This window comes from Nostoc sp. UHCC 0251, from assembly GCF_034932245.1.
In the GTDB taxonomy this organism is placed as follows: Bacteria; Cyanobacteriota; Cyanobacteriia; order Cyanobacteriales; family Nostocaceae; genus Nostoc.
In genome coordinates this window covers 1-21551 of record NZ_JAYGHD010000061.1, presented here as the reverse complement: position 1 = coordinate 21551, position 21551 = coordinate 1, and the positions used below count along the sequence as shown (strand labels likewise).

Annotated in this window: 21 protein-coding genes; 12 read left to right on the top strand and 9 right to left on the bottom strand. The window is 42.4% G+C overall.

All coding sequences use genetic code 11. The features are described 5' to 3' along the window. Window positions 1-160 precede the first annotated feature (160 nt). The 4 genes from VB740_RS10035 to VB740_RS10020 all read right to left on the bottom strand — a co-directional run bounded on the left by VB740_RS10035 (window position 161) and on the right by VB740_RS10020 (window position 1458). The gene (locus VB740_RS10035) at window positions 161-520 is read right to left on the bottom strand and encodes a hypothetical protein (RefSeq protein WP_323199879.1); all 360 of its coding nucleotides are present in this window, start codon (window positions 518-520) and stop codon (window positions 161-163) included. 175 nt (window positions 521-695) lie between these two features. Then, complete coding sequence (locus tag VB740_RS10030) at window positions 696-914, bottom strand: toxin-antitoxin system HicB family antitoxin (protein ID WP_323199878.1); 219 nt, start codon at window positions 912-914, stop codon at window positions 696-698. Between the two features lie 6 nt (window positions 915-920). Continuing rightward, window positions 921-1343, bottom strand: a complete 423-nt coding sequence (locus VB740_RS10025; protein ID WP_323199877.1) for a putative toxin-antitoxin system toxin component, PIN family — start codon at window positions 1341-1343, stop codon at window positions 921-923. Further along, entirely contained in the window at window positions 1333-1458 is a 126-nt protein-coding gene (locus VB740_RS10020) for a hypothetical protein (RefSeq protein ID WP_323199876.1), read from the bottom strand. Before VB740_RS10020 ends, VB740_RS10025 begins: the two co-directional genes overlap by 11 nt. A 183-nt stretch (window positions 1459-1641) precedes the next feature. Between VB740_RS10020 and VB740_RS10015 the strand changes: the two genes are divergently transcribed. Both VB740_RS10015 and VB740_RS10010 read left to right on the top strand, forming a co-directional pair. Then, complete coding sequence (locus tag VB740_RS10015; RefSeq protein ID WP_323199875.1) at window positions 1642-2049, top strand: hypothetical protein; 408 nt, start codon at window positions 1642-1644, stop codon at window positions 2047-2049. A 197-nt stretch (window positions 2050-2246) separates the two neighbouring features. Further along, window positions 2247-2402, top strand: coding sequence for a hypothetical protein (locus tag VB740_RS10010; protein ID WP_323199874.1), 156 nt, complete (start codon window positions 2247-2249; stop codon window positions 2400-2402). Between the two features lie 163 nt (window positions 2403-2565). Here the strand turns inward: VB740_RS10010 and VB740_RS10005 are convergent, their stop codons facing one another. After that, window positions 2566-6141, bottom strand: a complete 3576-nt coding sequence (locus VB740_RS10005; RefSeq protein ID WP_323199873.1) for a WD40 repeat domain-containing protein — start codon at window positions 6139-6141, stop codon at window positions 2566-2568. An 807-nt stretch (window positions 6142-6948) separates the two neighbouring features. Between VB740_RS10005 and VB740_RS10000 the strand changes: the two genes are divergently transcribed. From VB740_RS10000 to VB740_RS09980, 5 genes are all read left to right on the top strand, one after another. After that, the gene (locus VB740_RS10000; protein WP_323199872.1) at window positions 6949-9021 is read left to right on the top strand and encodes a vWA domain-containing protein; all 2073 of its coding nucleotides are present in this window, start codon (window positions 6949-6951) and stop codon (window positions 9019-9021) included. Window positions 9022-9308: 287 nt separating this feature from the next. After that, complete coding sequence (locus VB740_RS09995; RefSeq protein ID WP_323199871.1) at window positions 9309-10661, top strand: histidine phosphatase family protein; 1353 nt, start codon at window positions 9309-9311, stop codon at window positions 10659-10661. A gap of 197 nt (window positions 10662-10858) precedes the next feature. After that, on the top strand, window positions 10859-12163 hold the full coding sequence (locus tag VB740_RS09990; RefSeq protein WP_323199870.1) for a dihydroorotase: 1305 nt from the start codon (window positions 10859-10861) through the stop codon (window positions 12161-12163). A gap of 88 nt (window positions 12164-12251) precedes the next feature. Then, window positions 12252-12905, top strand: coding sequence for an HAD family hydrolase (locus tag VB740_RS09985; protein WP_323199869.1), 654 nt, complete (start codon window positions 12252-12254; stop codon window positions 12903-12905). Continuing rightward, the gene (locus VB740_RS09980; protein WP_323199868.1) at window positions 12905-13063 is read left to right on the top strand and encodes a hypothetical protein; all 159 of its coding nucleotides are present in this window, start codon (window positions 12905-12907) and stop codon (window positions 13061-13063) included. Before VB740_RS09985 ends, VB740_RS09980 begins: the two co-directional genes overlap by 1 nt. A gap of 114 nt (window positions 13064-13177) precedes the next feature. Here VB740_RS09980 and VB740_RS09975 read toward each other — a convergent pair whose 3' ends face one another. Next, window positions 13178-13558: a signal peptidase I gene (locus VB740_RS09975; RefSeq protein WP_323199867.1), complete on the bottom strand. Its 381-nt coding sequence runs from the start codon at window positions 13556-13558 to the stop codon at window positions 13178-13180. Between the two features lie 562 nt (window positions 13559-14120). Then, window positions 14121-15512 (bottom strand): TonB family protein, encoded by a 1392-nt coding sequence (locus tag VB740_RS09970; RefSeq protein ID WP_323199866.1) that lies wholly within the window; start codon window positions 15510-15512, stop codon window positions 14121-14123. A 341-nt stretch (window positions 15513-15853) separates the two neighbouring features. On the opposite strand from VB740_RS09970, the gene VB740_RS09965 reads away from it, so the two are divergent. Further along, window positions 15854-16507 (top strand): MotA/TolQ/ExbB proton channel family protein, encoded by a 654-nt coding sequence (locus VB740_RS09965; protein ID WP_323199865.1) that lies wholly within the window; start codon window positions 15854-15856, stop codon window positions 16505-16507. Further along, window positions 16491-16892, top strand: coding sequence for a biopolymer transporter ExbD (locus VB740_RS09960; RefSeq protein WP_323199864.1), 402 nt, complete (start codon window positions 16491-16493; stop codon window positions 16890-16892). Before VB740_RS09965 ends, VB740_RS09960 begins: the two co-directional genes overlap by 17 nt. 85 nt (window positions 16893-16977) lie before the next feature. Here VB740_RS09960 and VB740_RS09955 read toward each other — a convergent pair whose 3' ends face one another. Further along, window positions 16978-17745 (bottom strand): thioesterase II family protein, encoded by a 768-nt coding sequence (locus VB740_RS09955; protein ID WP_323199863.1) that lies wholly within the window; start codon window positions 17743-17745, stop codon window positions 16978-16980. A gap of 66 nt (window positions 17746-17811) precedes the next feature. Between VB740_RS09955 and VB740_RS09950 the strand changes: the two genes are divergently transcribed. From VB740_RS09950 to VB740_RS09940, 3 genes are all read left to right on the top strand, one after another. Continuing rightward, the gene (locus VB740_RS09950) at window positions 17812-20214 is read left to right on the top strand and encodes an NACHT domain-containing protein (RefSeq protein WP_323199862.1); all 2403 of its coding nucleotides are present in this window, start codon (window positions 17812-17814) and stop codon (window positions 20212-20214) included. 137 nt (window positions 20215-20351) lie between these two features. Then, entirely contained in the window at window positions 20352-20495 is a 144-nt protein-coding gene (locus VB740_RS09945; protein ID WP_323199861.1) for a hypothetical protein, read from the top strand. A 12-nt stretch (window positions 20496-20507) separates the two neighbouring features. Further along, window positions 20508-20816 carry a type II toxin-antitoxin system HicA family toxin gene (locus VB740_RS09940; protein ID WP_416289573.1) on the top strand — a complete coding sequence of 103 codons (309 nt, stop codon included), beginning with the start codon at window positions 20508-20510 and terminating at the stop codon, window positions 20814-20816. Between the two features lie 119 nt (window positions 20817-20935). On the opposite strand, the gene VB740_RS09935 is transcribed toward VB740_RS09940, so the two are convergent. After that, window positions 20936-21388, bottom strand: coding sequence for a globin domain-containing protein (locus VB740_RS09935; RefSeq protein WP_323199859.1), 453 nt, complete (start codon window positions 21386-21388; stop codon window positions 20936-20938). Window positions 21389-21551: the final 163 nt, after the last annotated feature.

Below are 21551 nucleotides of genomic sequence, written 5' to 3'. Positions count from 1 at the left end.
AGTCAAGTCGCTTCGCTCCAATTAAAAATTAAAAATTATTAATTAAAAATTGCAAGACGCTCGTGGACTCGCTAACGCTGCGCTATCAGTGGGGAATTATACCCCAAATTAATTAAAAATTATTATCCTTTTTAATTTTTAACTTTTAATTAAAAAAAAGTCATGGGTTTTGGCGTAATTGCTCGAAGGTATGAGCTTTTGCCATACGCACAAGATGTTCTATGGTCAGATAGCGTTCTAGTTCCGCTTCACCTTTGGCTGAAAGTGTTCCTGCTTTACTTTGTGCTAGCAAATCACTGACACGGGCTTGGAATTCTGCTGAGGGTCGGATTGCCAAAATTTGGTCTGGTGTAGGCTGACTTGCCAACAATGCAATAATCTGTTTCTCATCGAGAAAATTACCAGACTGTTCGCTCAATAACTCTTTTAGACCGCGTTCTACTATCTCTTGTAAGCGGTCTTGGAACGGCTGTAATTGCTGTCCTAGCTCCTCAGATACCTCGACAGTGATTTGCATCATCTAGCCCTGTTGTTTTTTAAATCAATCTATTAGCTATAAGTCTAGCTACAAATCAATCTATTAGTTTAATTTTATGAGTATCTAGTATAACTAGTTACTGCGATCGCACTTGTGGTTATGGGGTTGATGTAGGCGATTGCCTCCGGTTAGTGTTTGCATAATCGCCTTACAAGCTCTATTCTGTCAGACCATCAAGTTTAGCCAGTATTCTTAAGCCTTCTTTTGGGTTGCCAGTTGCAGCCATTGCTTTAAATCTTGTATGGGCATCAAATTCTGCTAAAGCTATAGTAGAAAGTTCTTCAATCAATTTATTGACACTGATGCCTTTGGCTTGAGCAAGTTCTTTCAATCTATTATGCTTATCGTCTGGTAAACGAATAGTTAAGGTTGCCATTTTTGTTTAACTCCTAATAATTTCTTCAGGTTTTAATATTGATAAGTTAGGAAATAACAATTCAGCATTTTGGAAATCTTTGACATTGTGAGTGGCAATGATTTGAGCATTTCCGGCAACCGCTAATTCAATTAAGTGATTGTCAGCTTCGTCTTTTAAATTCGGTCGCCATAGATAGTAGATATATACCCATTGACTGACGCTCATGAATGATGCTAGTAAAGCCAAAATTTCTTCACTCGTTAATGGGCATTTGACGATGATTTCTGAGCGATGAATGACTGACTCATACTCCAAAAACAAAGCATTTCCCATCAAAGGCTGATATTCTCCTTTTAAACAGCGTCGAATGAGTTCTCTACTGGAACCTTGAGAGCTAATCAGCGCACTAATAAAAACGCTGGTATCAACTACAATTTTAATCGCCATGTAAAAATGGTAGCATATACGCTGTCATTAACGTTCTAGCTAAAAGACTTAAAAGCGATCGCACTTCTGGTGATGAGGTTAATGTAGGCGATCGCACTCTGAGCAATTGTGTCAAATGAGCGATGTCTACGACGGGCTATGCCTATGCATTTATAACGATGGAGTTAATGCAAGCGATCGCTCTTGTTTGCTTACGAAAGCTTTAAGTTGAAATTAACTTGCTAAAGTTGCATTGTGTAAATAAGGGAAAGTACGCAAACTGTAATTATGTAACAACTAAAGGTTAAGGAAAATACCAATGCTCAATCTTAGAAAACCAAGCCTGCACATAGGTTTAATGATTCTTGCTTTTTGTGGTTTAGCTTTGGATACGGGTTCTTCTAGCAAAGCTTTTGCCTCAATCTCAAACTCTGTTAGTTATCCGGAGATTACCAACTCTTCTGTGCTTAGATTTGACACTTTATCAACTAATTCTCCAACCCAGTTAGCTAGCAAGGGCAGAGGTGTAAGACCATATCCACCAGGAAGCTATACTCAGTCTTGTAGAAATATAAAAACTCGATTTTTTGCTAGCAGAGAGACTCTCTTGGAAGCAGATTGCCGAAATAAAAGTGGTAAATTGATAAATACAAAATTAATGAATTATCATCGTTGCCAATCGGGTACGATTAGTAACGCGAACGGAAGATTAGTTTGCCGAAGATAACAAAAAGTAACTTGCTGATTTGCAAAGCTTATTCTAGCTAAGTTATATAAACATCATTAATTACACAGTGTCATTGCACTTCTGATAATGGGATTGATTGAGGTGATCCCACTCTGAGCAACTGTGTCTAATGAGCGATTTTCAATAATTTAGCTAAATCAAAAAACCTTAGATTGTCATAAAAGGTGGAATTGAATATGCAAGCAGTTCAAAGATTCCTGATAGTATGTACTCTGGTATTTGGTGGAGTAACTATTGCTGCAATAGCAAAAGGTGCAGACTTGAAAGTTGCTGCTTCTGCTGGTGCTGCCACAGTAACGATGGGAGTAGGAGCAGGAGCGATAAAACCTTAATTATCTCTTTCTTAAATGTCGCCAATAAAAGTTTTAACCTCTGATCCTTTGTATTTTCAAAAAATTAAAACAGGAAAAATCTAATGCTAAATAGGTAATTAATGTAAATAGGCGATCGCCCTCTTACCAATCGTATTAAAGAAGCGATCGCCTACAATAAAACCTACCCCACACCTTCCACAGCCCCTAAAGCCAAAAGAGCCGATCGCTGCGCTGCTGTTAACCCAGTCACCCCCCTAATGTTCATCCCTTCATAAAGGCGATCTACCTTCAGGGTTTTCATGCATTCACCTGTTGCTACATCCCAAAGCTTAATTACATCATCTTGACTAGTACTGGCTAAGATATTACTTAGAGAATTAAAGCTAACCGAGCATACTCCACTAGTATGACTGTGTAACACTCTTACACAGGTAAAGTTACTAAGATCCCATAAGCGAATTGTTTGGTCAGAACTGGCAGATGCCAAGGTACAACCATCAGGGCTAAAACTAGCTGACCATACACCAGCAGTATGTCCCTGCAACACTTTTATGCAAGTAAAGTTACTGCTATCCCATAATCGAATTGAGCCATCAAGACTGGCACTAGCGAGTATTTTACCATCTGGACTAAAACTCACTGACCAGACTCCATCAGCATGACCAGGCAAAGTTGCTATAGATTTACCTTCACCCACATCCCACAATTTAACCAAGCAGTCTCCACTACCTGTAGCTAAAGTGTTGCCATCTGGACTAAAGCTAACTGACCAGATTGCATCCGTGTGACCTTCTAGGTTTTTTATACATTTACGCTTGTGAATATCCCACAGCTTCACACTCATGTCCCTACTAGCACTAGCCAAGGTTTGACCATCTGGGCTAAAGGTAACTGATGTTACTCCACCGCTATGGTCGTTAATGGTTGTAATACAATGACCAGAAATAACATCCCAAAGTTTAATACTTTTGTCATCACTGCCACTTGCTAGTAAAAAACCATTAGGACTAAAGCGAATTGACCATACCCAATCTGTGTGACTTTGGAAAATTTTAGTACAGTATCCAGACGCAATATCCCATAGCCGAACCAAAGCATCAAAACCACCTGTCGCTAATATACAATCATTAGCGTTAAAACTGACCGAATGTGCCCCACTGAAATGACCCTGTAAAATTCTCACACACAGACCTTTACTTACATCCCACAAACGTACACTCGCATCACTACTGGCACTAACTAAGGTTTGATTATCTGAACTAAACGTGACGGAGAAAACGTTACTGCTATGTCCGTGGAAAATTTTAATGCACGTACCTTGTTGCACGCTCCACAACCTTACACTAGAGTCATTACTAGATGTAGCTATAGTTTGACCATCTGAACTAAAGCTAACTGACCACACCCAATCTTTATGACCGTGGAATGTATTACTGCAAGTACCTTTGCTCACATCCCATAACCGAACAGAGTGGTCACTACTGCCACTGGCAATAGTTTTACCATCTGGACTGAAGCGAACCGACCATACTCTGCCAGTATGACCTTGCAAAGTTTTTATACAGATACCTGTACTGGCATTCCATAAGCGAATATCATAATCTAGACTACCACTTGCCAGGCTAGAACTATCAGGATTAAACCTGACTGAACATACCGCACTAGTATGACCATGCAGTGTTTTGAGACACTTACCTAGACGGACATTCCACAATCGAATTGAAGTGTCTTGACTACCACTTACTAGAGTTTGTCCATCTGGACTGAAGCTGACAGAACACACAATATCTGTGTGCTTATCTAAAATTTTTAGGCAATTTCCTGTTTGTGTATCCCACAATTTAATTAATCCATCATGACCACCACTTGCCAGGGTTTGCCCATCTGGACTAAAAGTAACTGTCCAAACCCAACCTTCATGTCCTTTAAATGTCAACAAGTTTTTTCCATCCGCTACTTGCCACAAATGAATTTGCCCACTTATATCACCCGTAGCCAACAGTTTTCCATCTGGACTCAAGGCAAGTGAATAAATACTCTTCAAGCTTTTAGCAAATACAGACTTATCAAAAGCAGTATTTTGGAAATTAACTTCAGCTAAATTGACACACTGTAAGTCCGCTTGCCAAATGTTCAAATTTGAGAAGTCATACCCCTGTAAATTTACTTGCAAATGCGCTAACAAGTTGAGGACATTGCCTCCCGCATATCCTGCTAATAGTGCAGGTTGATGCCTTTGCTGTTCTATTACATCCTGCAACAACATTACTAACTTTTGTTGATTGCCCAACTCTATTAACAATTGCTCTAACAAAGGTTGCACAATTAATTGCTTTTGTGTTTCCCTAATATAATCTTTGCTTATTGCTTTGATTAAAGCATGGGTTTGAAATAAGCGTAAACGGACAGTCTTTTCTCTTACTAATTCTAGACAAACTTGTTCAACCAATCGCTGTGTGGCATATTCCATCACAACTGGTTGCAGGAAGAAATGCTCGTCGCTTTTTTCAATTAAAGAACGTTGTAATAAGGATTTAATTGCTTGCGGTAACTTACCTTTAGAAGAAGATGTCATGACATCAGCAGCTAATTCAGCAATGGATACTGGCTCTCGATTAATTGCCAGCCAGTACATCACCTCTTCTTCTACCGCAGACAAACGCTGGAACTGCCGTTCTAACAAATCTCGGATGTCCTCAAAAATTAGTATTCCCTGTTCCATATACTCTAAAACCGGGGCAATTCTACTGTTGAAAAGCTCTTGAGTTCCGGCTGCGACCATTTTTAGTGCAAGGGGATTACCACTATAATGGTTGATGAGTACTTGCCATTCTTGTTCTGTACCCGTGAATTGTCCTTTTTGATGGAATAAATCTTGTCCTTCAGCAGAATTTAATCCCTTTAATCGGAGCGATCGCACTTCTGTTCTGTCTCCTTCTAACGGTACAATTTCTCTGGGTTTTTCTCTAGAAGTGAACAGAACGCAACTTTTATGAGGTACTTCGCTAACGCGCTTGAGTAATTGACCATATCCCTCGTAACCAGGACGATATTGCCCTGCTTGCCCACCAGAGAGAATTGTCTCAACATTGTCTAAAATCAGCAGACATCGGTTTGATTGCAAACATTCCATTAGCTTCGATACTTTGCCATCAAAGCTTTCGGGTATTACCATCTCCTTTCGCAACGCCGACAGCAAAAATTGCAGGATGTTGGTTATTTTCTCCTCTACTGGTGGTGCATTTTGCAGGCTTCGCCACACCACTACCTCAAATTCTGCTTGAATTTGCAGCCCCAACTTCACCGCTAAAGTGCTTTTGCCAATACCACCAATTCCCAGCAGTCCAACTAAACGACACCGTTCTTCTAATATCCACTGTCGTAGCTGCAATAATTCTTCACCGCGACCAAAAAACACAGATACATCCGGTGCTTCTTGCCAGTCATACTGTGGGTTTGCTTGTCGAGTTTCTAGTTCCTCTAAGGTCGAGTTAGGGCGGGTATAATCGCTTTGAGATAACTCCAGCCCAAAGGCAGCGAAGGCAAACTGCAAGGAACTTTTATCTACAGGTTCCAAACGTGCCAAAATTCTAGATATAGTGTGTAGAGCTAAATGAGTGCGATCGCTCAGTTCTTCTAAAGAAAAGCTATCTCCACCATTCTCATTAAATTCTACTTGAGTTTTGGCATCTCGAAATTTCTCCCAGCCTTGAAGGGTAAGGATTACACCCCGTCTACGTTTGCTTGGTTGTTTCATCAACGTCACCTAAAACTGAGTAGATGCATCTCCTCTCCATAGAGGAAATTCTCAAAGGAAAATAGAAGTTATTATTACGTCTTGTGTCAGTGCTGACTTCTATTTATCATAGACCCATGTATTAATACCGTTCGGTTAAGGAATTTTTTGGTTGAGGCAGGCTGCTCTTAAGCAGGGAGAGAAGAATTACTCAACAAGAATCCTCTTTCCTCAAGAGCCTCCCCTACCTCCCCTGCTTATCCAAACCGAATCGTATTGACCGCAGAGAATAGAGAGATAAGGGATAAATGCTTAACTGAAATGTATTGCACCATTAGGCTGAAGCACCTGAAGTCCTTCAACTACCAGCCCCAGCAGTGTCAGCAGATATAATAGTCCAATACAGTTCAGATAAGACCAAAACACTTGTAGAGACGGCGATTTATCGCGTCTTGAAAATCCACATTTTTGTACAATTAGCCCTTAACCCAAGCGTATTGAGATATAGTCCCTGAGCAATGGTGCTGTTTCTCCCACCGTAGGTAATTGCATCAGTTAAATACAGCAGTTTGCTTTTTAAGTGAGGTAAACAATGCAGTACTTACGCATCAGGTATAAAGATTTTCTGCATTCTCGCTTAAAACCGAAGTAGTTAGTGTTGTATTCGCTACAGTTACCAAAATTGAAACAGTGATGAGATCCCAAGCTGCTCAAGACTATTCTAGATCAGTGGAAACTTCAAATGTCAGCAACCTCGTCTTTAAAGACAAGGCTTCTACATATCCCACGTTTTGAACCGATACATAAATTTAGTGTCAGGATTTAGCCATGTCTTACCCGATTCCGTCCAAAATGTGGCAGCGAGTTAGTATTGTAATACTGTTGTTATTGATACCCTCAGTAGGAATTGCGATTTTACGTCAGTCTGTTATGGTTGCAGTTCCAGCCAATCAGACTCCTCCTAGTTCTACTCCAGCAACCTCTATTCTACCTAATAACCCTGACTACCAAGCACTCCAGGCATTAGTACAACAGTATAGTTGCGTCGTCCCAGTCCAAAACTTTGGCACTCTTCCTATAACCCGGACTGAGTTTGCCACAATCTTGAATGCCTGTGTAAATCGGAGCAATGAGCTAATAGCAACTGACTCCAAGATAGTTAACCAAGCAGATATGACAACCCTGCAACGCTTGCAGTCTGAATTTGCACCGGAGTTAGCAATCCTAAAAAATCCGATAGATGAATTGGCAGTTCCTAGGGCCATTACTCCAACTCAGACTACCAGAGAACGTACTCAAGCCGAGTCTACCCGGAAGACTCAATCCCCCACACAGATGCCCCAACTCCCTAGTAGTCCGTCTGGCTCATCTGTGCAGGATCAAGTTTTTAACCGTGCAAGTATGCCTAAAATCCAAGCTGGTAGCAGTTTTGGAAGGGTTGCCCCGGAAGCTCAAACAGGTAGCAGATTCAATACAGAAAACTACAACCGGATTGAGGATAATCCCTTTCATCGCGTCGGTAATGAACCCCTTTCCACCTTTTCCATTGATGTAGATACCGCATCATACAGCAACGTGCGACGGTTTATTACTCAAGGGGAATTACCACCTAAGGATGCGGTGCGAATTGAAGAACTAATCAACTATTTTACCTACAATTATCCCCAGCCAAAAGGCGAACGCCCTTTTTCTGTCACCACTGAAGTTGCTGCTGCTCCCTGGAATCCACAACACAAGTTGGTACATGTGGGTTTGCAAGGTAAACGCCTAGAAAGCGAAACTTTACCACCCAGCAACCTAGTATTTTTGATTGATGTCTCCGGTTCTATGGATGACCCCAACAAATTACCCTTGGTACAACAGTCTCTGAAATTGCTGGTGAATAAACTGCGTCCTGAAGACCGGGTAAGTTTGGTAACTTATGCTGGGAATGCTGGACTGGTGTTATCTGCTACTCCTGGTAGTCAGAAATCAACAATTCTGGCGGCGATTGACCGCTTGCAGGCTGGAGGCTCGACTGCTGGTGGTCAGGGCATCGAACTAGCTTACAAGATAGCCAAACAAAGCTTTCTCAAGTCTGGTAATAACCGAGTAATTTTAGCTACCGATGGAGATTTTAACGTTGGGGTTTCTAGTGATGCCGAACTGACGCGATTAATTGAACAGAAGCGAGAGCAAGGAATTTTTCTGACGGTGTTGGGATTTGGCACAGGTAACTATAAAGATGGAAAAATGGAGCAACTGGCTGATAAGGGTAACGGCAACTATGCTTACATCGATACCTTATTGGAAGCCAAAAAGGTTTTAGTTAATGACTTGAGGGGAACTCTGTTCACTATTGCCAAGGATGTAAAAATTCAGGTGGAATTTAATCCGGCGAAAGTTCAGGCATATCGCTTGATTGGCTACGAAAACCGCCTGCTGCAAAACCAGGATTTCAATGACGATAAGAAAGATGCAGGGGATATTGGGGCTGGTCATTCTGTGACAGCGCTTTATGAAATAATTCCCACCGGCACGAAGAGCGATGTGAAACTGCCGGAAGTAGACCCTTTACGTTATCAACGTTCTGGTGTCACTCCTCCAAATGCTGGCAGCAATGAATTGATGCAGGTGAAACTGCGCTATAAATTGCCTCAAGACAGCACCAGTCAACTAATTACCCAAACCATCCAAGATGATGATTTGAGAACTGACCAGATACCCTCTACAAACCTGAGATTTGCGGCTGCGGTAGCTACCTTTGGGATGGTGCTGCGTGACTCTGAGTATAAGGGGAATGCTAACTATGATTTGGTGATGAGATTGGCAACCCAGGCGATGGGGGAAGACCAGGAGGGTTATCGGGGTGAGTTTATTCAGCTGGTGGAACAATCTAGGGGGTTGATTCCCAAGGAATAATTTGGATTGAAATACAGTCCCTACCACTTTCCCAATACTGCTGCAATTTCTGTAAACTTAACAAAGGCGATCGCAACTCAAATGTTTCTATTTAATTTCCCTAGCGATTTGATTTCTGAAAAAACTCCGTACAACTAAAAAGCCTTCTTGCCTATTGCCTAACTCAGGCGGATGCCTCCCCTAAGATCATAAAGTTTTGCACCTGACTAAATCCGCTTTCCTGAGTCGGTAATTCTGCAATCATTTTGCAGTAGAATTAATCGTCTAGATAAGAGGAGGGCTTTTAGATGACTAAGGTCATCATTGTGCGCCACGGTCAAAGCGGTTATAACACCGAGCGGCGTATTCAGGGACGCACTGATGCGTCAACATTAACCGAAAAAGGTCGTAACGATGCCAGTAAAGTTGGCAAAGCCCTCAGCAATATTTTATTTAATGCGATTTACAGCAGTCCCCTGCAACGAGCGAAACACACAGCAGATATTATCCATAGTGAGTTAGCTACTCATCCTGAACAATCTGCTGTAATCCAAGTTTCTGATTTGCTTCTAGAAATTGACTTACCTTTATGGGAAGCACTGCTGACTGCTGAAGTTAAGCAGAAATTTGCCGAAGACTACCGCACTTGGCATCAACGCCCCGACGAACTGCGGATGCTGCTAAATGATGCACAAGGGACAAGAGAACATTTTCCTGTTCTTGCTTTATACGAACAAGCGCGGCACTTTTGGCAAGAAACTTTGTCTCAACATCAAGGCGAAACTATTCTCATAGTGGGACATAACGGCATTAATCGCGCCTTGATTAGTACAGCTTTGGGAATCCCCCCAAGTCGCTATCATTCAATCCAGCAATCTAACTGCGGCATCACCGTACTAAATTTTGCTGGGGGATTGGGGGAGCCAGTTCAGCTAGAATCCTTAAATCAGACGCAACATACTGGGGAAAGTCTACCCTCATTGCGACCGGATCATCAAGGAATACGGTTGTTACTGGTGCGTCACGGTGAAACTGAGTGGAATCGCCAAACCAGGTTTCAAGGGCAAATTGATGTCCCCCTCAACGACAACGGTAGACAACAGTCGCAAAAAGCAGGCGAATTTCTCCAAGACGTAGCAATTGATTTTGCTGTCAGTAGCCCAATGCTACGTCCTAAAGAAACAGCAGAGATTATCCTAAAACAACATCCTAATGTCAAGTTAGACTTGCAAGATGGTTTAAGGGAAATTAGTCACGGACTCTGGGAAGGAAAATTTGAAACCGAGATAGAGCAAGAATTTCCCGGAGAGTTGCAGCGCTGGCGGTTAGTACCAGCCCAAGTGCAAATGCCTGAAGGGGAAAATTTGCAAGAGGTGTGGGAACGTAGCGTTGCAGCTTGGCAATCAATTGTGCAATCTGCATCAAACAATCAATTCAAAACTGTTTTAGTAGTAGCTCATGATGCTACTAACAAAACCTTACTTTGTCACGTTCTAGGTTTATCGCTAGAAAATTTCTGGAATTTCCGTCAGGGTAATGGCGCAGTCAGCGTTATCGACTATCCTTCTGGAATAGATGGTTTACCAGTATTGCAAGCGATGAATATCACTGCTCACTTTGGTGGAGGCGTACTAGATAAAACAGCAGCAGGGGCCTTGTGATAAAGAGACGCGATGAATCGTGTACAAGAGAGACGCGATGAATCGCGTCTGTACAAAAGTAGAGACGCGATTTATTGCGTCTATGAGAAATAAAGTAAGAAGCGAGGAATTAGAAGTGAGGAATAAAGTTTAGAAGCAATGACTGAGGAACAAATAACTCATAACTCTTAACTTTTAACTCATAACTAAAAACTTTTATGACTGAACTGCTGCAAAAAGTACGGGTAATTGACCCAGTTTCTGAAATTGATGAACTCTTTGATGTGCTGATTGCTGATGGTTATATCCAAGAAGTGGCTTCGCACATTACTGACATCAGCCCCGACACTCCAATTAGAGATTGTCGGGGATTAGTTCTCGGGCCGGGATTAGTAGATTTGTACAGCCACTCCGGTGAACCAGGCTTTGAAGAACGGGAAACCCTGTTGTCTCTCTTAGAATCTGCTGCTGCTGGCGGCTTTACCAGAGTTAGCATCTTACCCGATACATCCCCAGCTATTGATAACCCTGCACTTGTAGCACAGTTACAGCAGAAGAAGGCAGAGGCGCAGAGGCGCAGAGGCGCAGAGGAGAATTTGTCTCCCCTGCTCCCCTGCTCCCCTGCTCCCCTGCTGCATATCTGGGGTGCTATCACCCTAGACGTTGCTGGAAAGCAAATGACGGAATTAGCAGATTTAGCATCTGCTGGAGTTGTTGGTTTTAGCGATGGTAAGCCACTGGAGAATTTGGCGCTGGTGCGGCGAGTGTTAGAGTATGTCCAGCCGTTGGGTAAACCAGTAGCATTTTGGCCTAGCGATCGCCAGTTAACAGCAAATGGTGTAATGAGAGAAGGTGCAGATGCTCTGCGTTTCGGTTTACCCCCAATACCAGCCAGCGCTGAAACTACTGCCTTAGCAGCAATGCTAGAATTGGTTGCAGCCATCGGTACACCAGTCCATATCATGCGCGTCTCCACATCTCGCAGCGTTGAACTCATCGCTTCAGCTAAGGCTGCTGGTTTACCCATCACCGCCAGCACCACCTGGATGCACCTTTTACTTGATACAAAAGCAGTTAAGAGTTATAACACTAGCTTGCATTTAGACCCACCTTTAGGAAATCCTAGTGATGTGGCGGCGTTACGCGCAGGGGTGCGTGCGGGTGTGATAGATGCGATCGCTATTGACCACACACCCTACAGCTACGAAGAAAAAGTCCAAGCCTTTGCCGAAGCACCTCCAGGAGCAATTGGTTTAGAGTTAGCATTACCGTTGCTTTGGCAATATCTTGTTGAAACTGAAGAATTTACTGCTTTAGAATTATGGCGGGCATTAAGTACCAATCCAGCAGAGTGTTTGGGGCAAAAAGTCAGTGCGATTCTACCTCATCAACCAGCAGAACTTACTTTATTTGATCCCCAGCAATCCTGGAAAGTCGAACGGAAAAGTCTTTATACACTTTCACAAAATACACCTTGGCTAGGGCAACAAATGAAGGGTCATGTTGTACAAACCTGGCGTTGAAAGGGGACGAGTATCTTGGGAGCATCCCACTTTTAAACCCCGATTAAAATTGACTTTCTTAATTAGGAATTACGAATTAATATCAAATATGCCTTTCTCCGCTATCCTTTTTGATTTAGATGGGACTTTAACAGATCCTAAACCTGGAATCACTGGCTGCATTCAATATGCACTCTCTGAACTCGGTTACAAACCACCGAATGCTGATGAATTAAATTGGTGTATTGGCCCACCACTGAAAGATAGCTTTTCGCAATTACTCAATACCTTGGATGGCACAGTACTTGAACAAGCCATTTTACTTTATCGTAGTCGTTTTGCCACAATTGGATTATTTGAAAACTCTCTTTATCCACAGATTACAGAAGTTTTAAAAGCCATTCGTTTTGCTGGTTATAAAACTTTTGTTGCTACTTCTAAACCATATATTTATGCAACGCAGATTATTGATTTTTTTGGCTTATCGTTGCTTTTTGATGGGATTTATGGTAGTGAACTTGATGGGACGCGAAGCATAAAAGGTGACTTAATTCACCATATTTTATTAACAGAAAAACTTTTACCATCTACTGTGGTGATGGTAGGTGATCGCTCACATGACATCATTGGAGCCAAGCGCCATCAAATCGCCTCAATTGGTGTCACCTATGGCTATGGAACTGAGGAGGAATTAAAAGATCATGGTGCTGACTTGATTGCTCATTCTCCAAGTGATATTCGCAAATTAATAATTCGTAAATAATGCCACCATCTTTAACACTTTTCCATAGCTTACTTCTCTTTAGTACCGCTTTTATTGCAGGCGGGTTAAACGCCGTAGCGGGTGGTGGAAGTTTTATCACGTTTCCAACTCTTATCTTTACAGGTGTACCCCCGATCGCAGCTAATGCCTTAAAATAAAAATAGTTCTGATTATTTGAAAAAGTGCATAATCAGCGATAATACCAAAAATTGGTAACAATAATGACTACTTAGCTCTCAGAAGAAGTGCGGACTGTGGGTTGAAAATTATTATTATTGTGGCGATCGCACTGCTACACTATCTCCTGGTGTTGAAGGCCATCTCACCGTCAGAATAGTACAGTCAGACTGAGCAACCCAACAATGTGGCACACCCGCACACCACAGCACATAATCACCCTCACGAGATAGAATCATCTCCCTATCCTCAAACTGAAGGCAAAATTGGCCATTAATCAAGATGGAAAGAGTAGCGGCTGTGTCATTTACTGCCCACTCGGTTCTACAGTCTCCTGCTTTATGGATACCCCACTTTATTTCTAGTGCTGTGGTTGAGCGAAGATCATCATCTGGGGTGATGAAGTAACCCATAAACCAACCCCAGCGATTTGCACCTTCACTCGCAGCATTCCCAAAAATAACTTTAGGCTGCATTACTCACCTCGAAGGAAGGAAGTAAACTATTTACACTTGCCGCAAGCTCAGTGGACAAGAATACACACTTATGTTGTTGTAGAGAGTCGGGTATTAGTTGCTCTAGATGAGAAAAAGTGCGTAGGCATAGTCCGTCGTAGACATCACTCATAACTAATTAAAATAGATGAACACAGATAATTAATTATGAAAATTATCTGCGTTCATCTGCGTCCATCTACGGTTTTAGATTAAGGTGAGTTCGGATAACCTCTCTCTTTGGGAGAAGACCGAAGTGCCTGTGCAAGGCATTGGCTCCACTAGGTTTAATAGATAATTTATTTTTATAGCACTAGTACCGCAAGGCGGAAGTCAAAAGTCAAAAGTCAAAAGTCAAAAGTATTATGGAATGAGCTTTTTAGGGCTTTTCAATGGTCTGCTTATTTACGCCGTGCTGTACTAGTATTTGATTTCTGAAAAAACCCAGTACAACTAGGAAGCCTTCTTTTCTCTTGCCTATTGCCTATTGCCTATTGCCTTCTTTTCTCTTGCCTATTGCCTATTGCCTATTGCCTCTATTCCCCTATTCTTGACTAGGAGCAGCAGGCTGCGATTGAGGTTGTTTGCGTAAACCGCGCAAAGACTCCCGCAACTTGTTCTGGCTAGTATTATCTCTCCGCCGTCGCCGATTTGGGGTTGCTTGTGGCTTTGGTGATGAATTGGTAGTCGTTCGCTGACGTTGGATGCTGCGTAAAGACTCTCTTGCACTTCCTTGAGGGCGAGTTGTCTTAGCTGGAGATGATGGGCTTGTAGTAGTACTTTCCTTTCTTTGAGGTTCCAACCGTCTACTAAATCCAGATATTACTGGTTTTCTAACTGTAGCTTCAGTAGATGAAGGTGTCATCTCTCTGCGTCTACGTCTTGGAGTTTCCTGTGTGGAGTTGGCAGTAGTTGCCTGCCGAGTTCTCTCTTGTGCTTCTCTTTGTGCTTTGCGTTCTTGAACTTGGCGCGATCGCCGTGAACCTTTTATGGCAAATTCAGTGGCGATCGCTACCCCTTGTCTACCACCTTCTGTGGGTTTTAATTTCCACTCACGCGCTTGTCTTAATTGGGCTTCATCCAATTCACGGTTTCCACTGGATCTGGTTAGCCGCACATTAGTAACATTGCCTTGTGCATCACTATCTACAGCTACTTCTACTCTGCCTTCAACTCCCCGGCGTCTTGCTGCCTCTGGATATTTAGCATTACATTCGCGGCAGGCTGCACGACCATTAGCATTACCTGAACTGTTAATTTTTGGAGGTGTTGGTGTTGTTGGCGCTGTCGCTACTGGGGGACGCTTTACTCTTTCATTGCCTATACCACTGCCAGAACCAGAGCCAATTCCTGAGCCTAAACCAGAACCAGAGCCAGAGCCAATTCCTGAACCTGAACCTGTACTTAAAGCAACGCCAGAGCTAGAAGTACCATTATCTGTCAGGATAGGACTACTGCCACCACCGCCACCCTGAGGAGCAACAGTTGTCACAGGTGCTTCTGGTTTGGGAGCAATTTGCGTATTTGTTGGTTGTGGGTTTTGAGTAGTTTGCGTTGGTTGTTGAACTGGCTGAATTTGAGTAGTTTGTTTTGGTTGTTCAACTGGCTGAATTTTTGGTCTTTCAATAAATTCTTGTACTGGTTTTTGTACTGGCGGAGTTTCTATAGACTGTTTTTGAACAACTTCTGGTAATTTTTTGGGTACTTCGGGAATTTTTTCAAGCGGTTTTTCTGGTTCCGCAGTCGGAGAATCAACGATCGCAAACTCTATTGCGTCATCTTCTTCTTTCGGCATTCTTGTCAAATAATTACCTATGCCTGAGGACAGTACGCCGATATGCAGCGCCAGTGAACCTATTAGACTGTAAGTCAGAAAAGACTTGAGAGCCTCAACTTCTTTGGAACGTTGCTCGACAGTAGTGCCGGAAAAGCTCATAGCTATTGCTACCTATTCTCACTAATTTAGCTATCTTAGAATGCAACGTTACAAATATCAAGTAAAAAATTAAAATTACTTAGAATAGTTTTACGGAACCTGTAATAGCAAAAACATCTTGTAAAACCACCAATATCATGGTTTTTGGACAAAATTAATTTTTGTTGCAATCTAATTAAATTAATTTATGTAAAACCAATGAACAAGTAAATATAAACAATGAGCATTATATTTGAAAAATTTATCATTATATCTTATATTTTATTGAGAATAAGTTTCAGCTTTTCTCTAGATTCTGGTAGTCTGATTTTGTATTGTGGATGAGGTTATAGAGGCACTACATGGGTATTCAGAATTTGTTTGCAGCAGGCGGTATCGTCATGTGGCCCCTGTTGGCGTTTTCGGTATTGGGTGTGGCACTGATCATCGAGCGGATCAGGTTTTGGGTAAGGATCAATAAGCGTCAAAACCGGGTGGTGCGAGATGTTTTGAATCTCTACCGTCTCGATAATGTTGTCGGTGCAATGGATAAACTTCAGAAAAACGCAGACTTGCCACTCGCCCGGATTTTTCTGGCGGCTTTAGAATTAGAGGAGCCAAATCCAGAGGAATTTCGTTTGGCGTTAGAAAGCGAATCGCAGGCTGAGATACCTGTGTTAAAACGTTTCCAAAACCTTTTTGAGACAATCATTAGTCTGGCACCTCTATTAGGACTTCTCGGCACAGTATTAGGATTGATAGCTTCTTTTGCTTCTTTAAACGTTGGTGACGTGGGAGGTAGTAAAACAGCAGGTGTTACCTCTGGGATTAGTGAAGCTCTAGTATCAACAGCATCAGGATTGATCGTTGCTATATTCATACTCTTGTTTGCCAATACCTTCCGGGGACTGTACCAACGGCAAATTGCCCTAATTCAAGAGTATGGGGGACAGTTAGAATTACTTTACCGCCGTCGCTATGAACGAGGAGAAAAAACTTATGCGTCTACAAGATGAGCCAGAACTTCCATTACAGATCAACATCTTGCCGATGATTGATGTGATTTTTGCAATTTTGACATTTTTCATCATGTCAACTCTGTTTTTAACGCGTTCAGAAGGTTTACCAGTAAATTTACCGAAGGCAGCTACAGCAAAACAACAGCAAATTCCCTCTAAAGTTACGATCACGGTAGATGAACAAGGAGTAGTAAGCTTAAACCGCAAACCAACCACTGTTGATGATTTAACAGCGCAATTGCGGACTTTAATTGGTTCTAATCCAGAAGTGTTAGTGATTATTAATGCTGATGAAAAAGTTGGTCACGGGAAGGTAGTGGCTGTGATGGATCGGGTACGTCAAGTTGAAGGGGCAAAATTAGCGATCGCTACCCAAAAATAAACAGTAGAAATATTGTATATCAGAAGTTCAGAGAGTCAGGAAAATTCTATATTCTGGCTCCTAACTCATTTGTGTGTGATAACTACTACCAGATGCGCTTACACATCTGCAATTCTTGAGACATAAGTTTAAATAATAACTCTTGGTGGGAATGGATAAAAAAGTGGTCCCCGTCGAACTCATGTAATGAGAAAGTAGCGCTCGTCTGTTCTCGCCATGCTTGCAGAGCCTCATGACTAACTTCTTGGTCTTGCAAACCACCAAAAACAGTAATAGGACACTTCAGTGGCTGTTTTTGAGTGTAAATATAAGTTTCCAGAACGGCAAAATCTGCCCGCAAAATTGGGAGGAACATCTGCATTAGTTCTGGGTTTTCTAATACTGCTTTGGGTGTACCGTTAAGACTGTGTAGCTCGTTGAGTAAATCAGGGTCTGATAGGATGTGGAGGGGTGGTTTGGTGGGCGGAATTTGTGGGGCGCGACGAGCAGATATGAAGAGGTGAAAGGGAGTCAGACTATACTTAGAGCGAAGTAGATGTGTCAACTCAAAGCTAACTAATCCGCCCATACTATGACCGAAGAAGGCGAATGGTTTGTCTAAGTATGGTAACAGAACTGGAGCGATCGCTTCAACAAGAGGTTCTAATCGCGTTAAGGGTGCTGACTTAATCTGTCTTCCTCGTCCCGGATATTCCACAGCGCAGACTTCGACATTACTAGGAAGATTATTAGGCCAAGTGCGAAAAATTGCCGAGTTTCCACCAGCGTAGGGGAAGCAGAATAAACGCAAGTTGGCTTGAGGATTTGGTTGGGGACAGATAACCCAGGAATTGAAGCTTGGTGTAGTTGTCATAATCGAGCTTAGAGTTGGATAATACAACTTTGCTTTAATTTTTAAACATATTCACTGAATAATCTTATGACAGGAATAGAACCTTTTGCCGCACAAGCCGTTAGCGGTTTAGCAGTTCCGATTTTTCAAATCCTTTGGGGAGGTGGCGGTAAGGTTCTAGGAATATTTGGTCAAACCCTGGACGAAAAAACTAGGGAGATAGTTTTTACTGCATCAAAGCAATATGAAAAGAACTACGAAGAACGGCATGGCATTCTCAAAGTATTGGGAATGCGTGAACCTGTCAAGTTAGAATCGGTCTATACAGCAGTACAGTTTTTAGGTAATGATGCTATCCGTAGTTTTGCATCTATTGAGAATTTAGAAAAAGTCTATCGCCAAGCTAAAAGTCGAGGATTTCAATCTCACGATGGTAAAAAACAAGCAGGAATTGAAGTTGCTAATAATAAACAATATCTGATGGTGCTTGGTGGGCCTGGTGCTGGAAAGTCTACATTTGTGCGGAAGATGGGACTAGAAGCACTCAAAGGTAAAAAAGGAGGATTTAAACACGCCTGCATTCCAGTTTTTATCGAATTGAAAAGGTTTGGATCTGGCAATATCGATATTAAAGCATTTATTACTGAAGAGTTTGGTATTTGTGGCTTTCCATCGCCAGATAAATTTGCAGCCAAAGCTTTAGAAGAAGGTAAATTATTAATTTTGCTGGATGGGTTGGATGAAGTACCAACAAAAAATTTGACTGAGGCAATTAGCGAAATTCAGAACTTCGTTGACAAGTACGATAAAAATCGTTTTATTGCCTCCTGTCGCACGGCAGCTTATCGCAGCAGTTTTCGCCGCTTTAGCGATGTAGGAATGGCAGATTTTGACGATGATCAAATTCAGCAATTTATTTATAACTGGTTTAATTGTGAAGCAGACAAACAGGCAAAGACAGGCGATAAATGCTGGGAATTACTGCAAAAACCAGAACATCAAGCTGCAAAAGAATTAGCACACACACCTTTATTGCTAACATTTCTGTGTTTAGTTTATGACCGTTCCCAAAGTTTTCCAGATAATCGCAGTGTGCTTTACCGGAAAGCACTGCGGATATTGCTAGAAGAGTGGGCATCAGAAAAACGAATTCTCAGAGACGAGATTTATCAAGGACTGCATACAGAATTAGAAGAGATATTATTATCGGAGATTGCTTATACAGGTTTTGAGTCTGACAGGCTATTTTTTTCACAGCGCAATATTGTTCAGCAAATTAAAACATTTTTAGCGAGTAATCTTAATGCGCCTCAGCATTTAGATGGAGAATTAGTGCTAAATGCGATCGCTGTTCAACAAGGAATTTTGGTAGAACGAGCGGAGGATGTCTTTTCTTTCTCTCATCTAACGCTACAGGAATATTTAACAGCACAATATATTGATGACCATCGCCAAGTTGAGAAGTTAGTCACTGAACATCTTGTAGATAAACGCTGGAAAGAGGTGTTTTTGTTAGTAGCTGGGTTAATGCGTGGTGGTGCAGATGAGTTACTGTTGTTAATGGAAAAGGAAGCGCACAAATATATTAATACCCCGAAGTTACAAGCTTTATTAAACTGGGCAGAACAGGTAACAGTTGGATCTCCAGGAGATTTTAAACCTGTAGGTAAACGTGCATTTGCGATCGCCAACGCCTACGCCTACGCCAACGCCAACGCCTACGCTTACGCCAACGCCAACGCCAACGCCAACGCCAACGCCATCGCCATCGCCATCGCCAACACCAACGCCAACGCCAACGCCATCGCCATCGCCAACGCCATCGCCATCGCCATCGCCAACGCCAACGCCAACGCCTACGCCTACGCCTATGCCAACCCCTACGCCATCGCCAACGCCAACGCCAACGCCTACGCCTACGCCTATGCCAACCCCTACGCCATCGCCAAGGCCTACGCCTACGCCTATGCCAACCCCTACGCCTACGCCAACGCCATGGCCAACGCCAACGCCTACGCCATCGCCAACGCCAACGCCAACGCCAACGCCAACGCCAACGCCAACGCCAACGCCATCGCCAACGCCAACGCCAACGCCTACGCCATCGCCAACGCCAACGTCTACGCCTACGCCTACGCCATCGCTAAAGCTATCAACTACTCTCTTGAACTAGAAAAATTAAAAACCTTCAATAACATCAACTTTACTGTGCTGATTGCTCGATTAGAAGCACTGAGAGCTAAAGTTCCTAATAAGCAACAGCCACAAGAAGCGCGTCGGGTATTTGCTGAACGCCTCCAAAAAACTTTACTTAATGCTTTCAATCTCACCCAAGAAATGGTCAACTTATCTGAGGAAGAAGCAGAAGCACTAGGCGATTATCTCTACGCCAATCACCTCATCATCCAGTGCAAACAAGCAGCAGTGCGGGTGTCACCCCAAACCTGGGAAGGCGTTGAGGCGCGGATGTTGTTGGTTCCAGACAGTTAAGCAACAATAAGAAAATAAAAAGATAGCCAGATAAACACTCCATGAGTTCATTACAACAGGCTAAAGATACAAAAACTCGAACCTTTACAGCAATCTTGCATTGAGAAGAGGATGTTTATGTAGCTGAATGTTCAGAGGTGGGAACCGCCAGCCAAGGAGAGACGATAGAAGAAGCTATTGCTTACTTGCAGCAAGCAACAGAAATGTATTTAGAAGAATTCCCGCTTGCTGAGGTAGCACCTCGTCGGTTGTTAACCACATTTGAGGTAACGAGTGCCTAAGCTACCAACAGTTTGAGCTATTCCATTAGTGTTTTGGAACACTTAGGCTTTGTTCAGGTACGCCAAAGTGGCAGTCATGTGATTCTGAAGAAACAACTTGTGGAAGAAGGTGAAGAACAGAAAGTAATTGAAGTGGGTTGTGTTAACCTTATGCAGATCGATGCAATTGAGTTGCAAGTCGATGCAATTGAGTTGCAGGTTGATGCAATTGAATTGCAGGTCGATGCAATTGAGTTGCAAGCCGATGCAATTGAGTTGCAGGTCGATGCAATCGAATTGTCAGCCGATGCAATTGAGTTGCAGGAGATTGCGTTTAGATAGTACCGTGATGTAAATACTAAACCGCAAAACGCTTTGGACAAAAGCCACTCAACAGTTAACAGTATAAGCAAAGCTGATTATCTTGATAACTGTCGAGAAAGGGCTAGAGGTTAAATTTTTTAGCATACTTCACACAACTGAGAATCGCTGTATATGTCATGTTCTCTGTTGATAAACACCTGAGACAATGCCTGATAAGCTTCAGTCCAAGCTGCCATAACTTCTTCTGTAGCAGCTTCCCCTAAAACATCTTTCATCGCTTGCAGTAAACTTTCTCCAACTATAGGATATTGTTCTGGTGTAACATGAGTCTGCACATGACGATGGGCAATCTTTTCCACCATCGATTTTAAAGCAGGTAGATTATCAATCTGGGCAGCATAGCTATAAACTGCTGTAGCCAACCTCGCAGGCTGAGAACCATTTGCTTGAGCAGACATATCAAATTGCTCTCTGATTTCTGGATGGTTTTGAAACATAATTTTATACATCCGAGTTGTGATTTGCTGGCCGTTCTTTTTTAAGGCAGGTGCTGTAGATTTAACGATATCTATTGTTTGTTGGCTAATCATAGTATTTTGAACCACTTGGAATGTTGATTGACTTCAATTTAGTGGTTATTCTTATTGGTTACTATGAGCTAGCTCAGTTAACGAGTAATATCATGTCAGCACAATTCGCAATTCGCAATTCGCAATTCGCAATTCGCAATTAATGCCCCAGGATTTATCCGGG

Bases quoted from the DNA above. Each gene is read 5' to 3' on its own strand.
- VB740_RS10035 (WP_323199879.1), bottom strand. From the start codon at position 520: ATGATGCAAATCACTGTCGAGGTATCTGAGGAGCTAGGACAGCAATTA.
- VB740_RS10030 (WP_323199878.1), bottom strand. From the start codon at position 914: ATGGCAACCTTAACTATTCGTTTACCAGACGATAAGCATAATAGATTG.
- VB740_RS10025 (WP_323199877.1), bottom strand. From the start codon at position 1,343: ATGGCGATTAAAATTGTAGTTGATACCAGCGTTTTTATTAGTGCGCTG.
- VB740_RS10015 (WP_323199875.1), top strand. From the start codon at position 1,642: ATGCTCAATCTTAGAAAACCAAGCCTGCACATAGGTTTAATGATTCTT.
- VB740_RS10010 (WP_323199874.1), top strand. From the start codon at position 2,247: ATGCAAGCAGTTCAAAGATTCCTGATAGTATGTACTCTGGTATTTGGT.
- VB740_RS10005 (WP_323199873.1), bottom strand. From the start codon at position 6,141: ATGAAACAACCAAGCAAACGTAGACGGGGTGTAATCCTTACCCTTCAA.
- VB740_RS10000 (WP_323199872.1), top strand. From the start codon at position 6,949: ATGTCTTACCCGATTCCGTCCAAAATGTGGCAGCGAGTTAGTATTGTA.
- VB740_RS09995 (WP_323199871.1), top strand. From the start codon at position 9,309: ATGACTAAGGTCATCATTGTGCGCCACGGTCAAAGCGGTTATAACACC.
- VB740_RS09990 (WP_323199870.1), top strand. From the start codon at position 10,859: ATGACTGAACTGCTGCAAAAAGTACGGGTAATTGACCCAGTTTCTGAA.
- VB740_RS09985 (WP_323199869.1), top strand. From the start codon at position 12,252: ATGCCTTTCTCCGCTATCCTTTTTGATTTAGATGGGACTTTAACAGAT.
- VB740_RS09980 (WP_323199868.1), top strand. From the start codon at position 12,905: ATGCCACCATCTTTAACACTTTTCCATAGCTTACTTCTCTTTAGTACC.
- VB740_RS09975 (WP_323199867.1), bottom strand. From the start codon at position 13,558: ATGCAGCCTAAAGTTATTTTTGGGAATGCTGCGAGTGAAGGTGCAAAT.
- VB740_RS09970 (WP_323199866.1), bottom strand. From the start codon at position 15,512: ATGAGCTTTTCCGGCACTACTGTCGAGCAACGTTCCAAAGAAGTTGAG.
- VB740_RS09965 (WP_323199865.1), top strand. From the start codon at position 15,854: ATGGGTATTCAGAATTTGTTTGCAGCAGGCGGTATCGTCATGTGGCCC.
- VB740_RS09960 (WP_323199864.1), top strand. From the start codon at position 16,491: ATGCGTCTACAAGATGAGCCAGAACTTCCATTACAGATCAACATCTTG.
- VB740_RS09955 (WP_323199863.1), bottom strand. From the start codon at position 17,745: ATGACAACTACACCAAGCTTCAATTCCTGGGTTATCTGTCCCCAACCA.
- VB740_RS09950 (WP_323199862.1), top strand. From the start codon at position 17,812: ATGACAGGAATAGAACCTTTTGCCGCACAAGCCGTTAGCGGTTTAGCA.
- VB740_RS09935 (WP_323199859.1), bottom strand. From the start codon at position 21,388: ATGATTAGCCAACAAACAATAGATATCGTTAAATCTACAGCACCTGCC.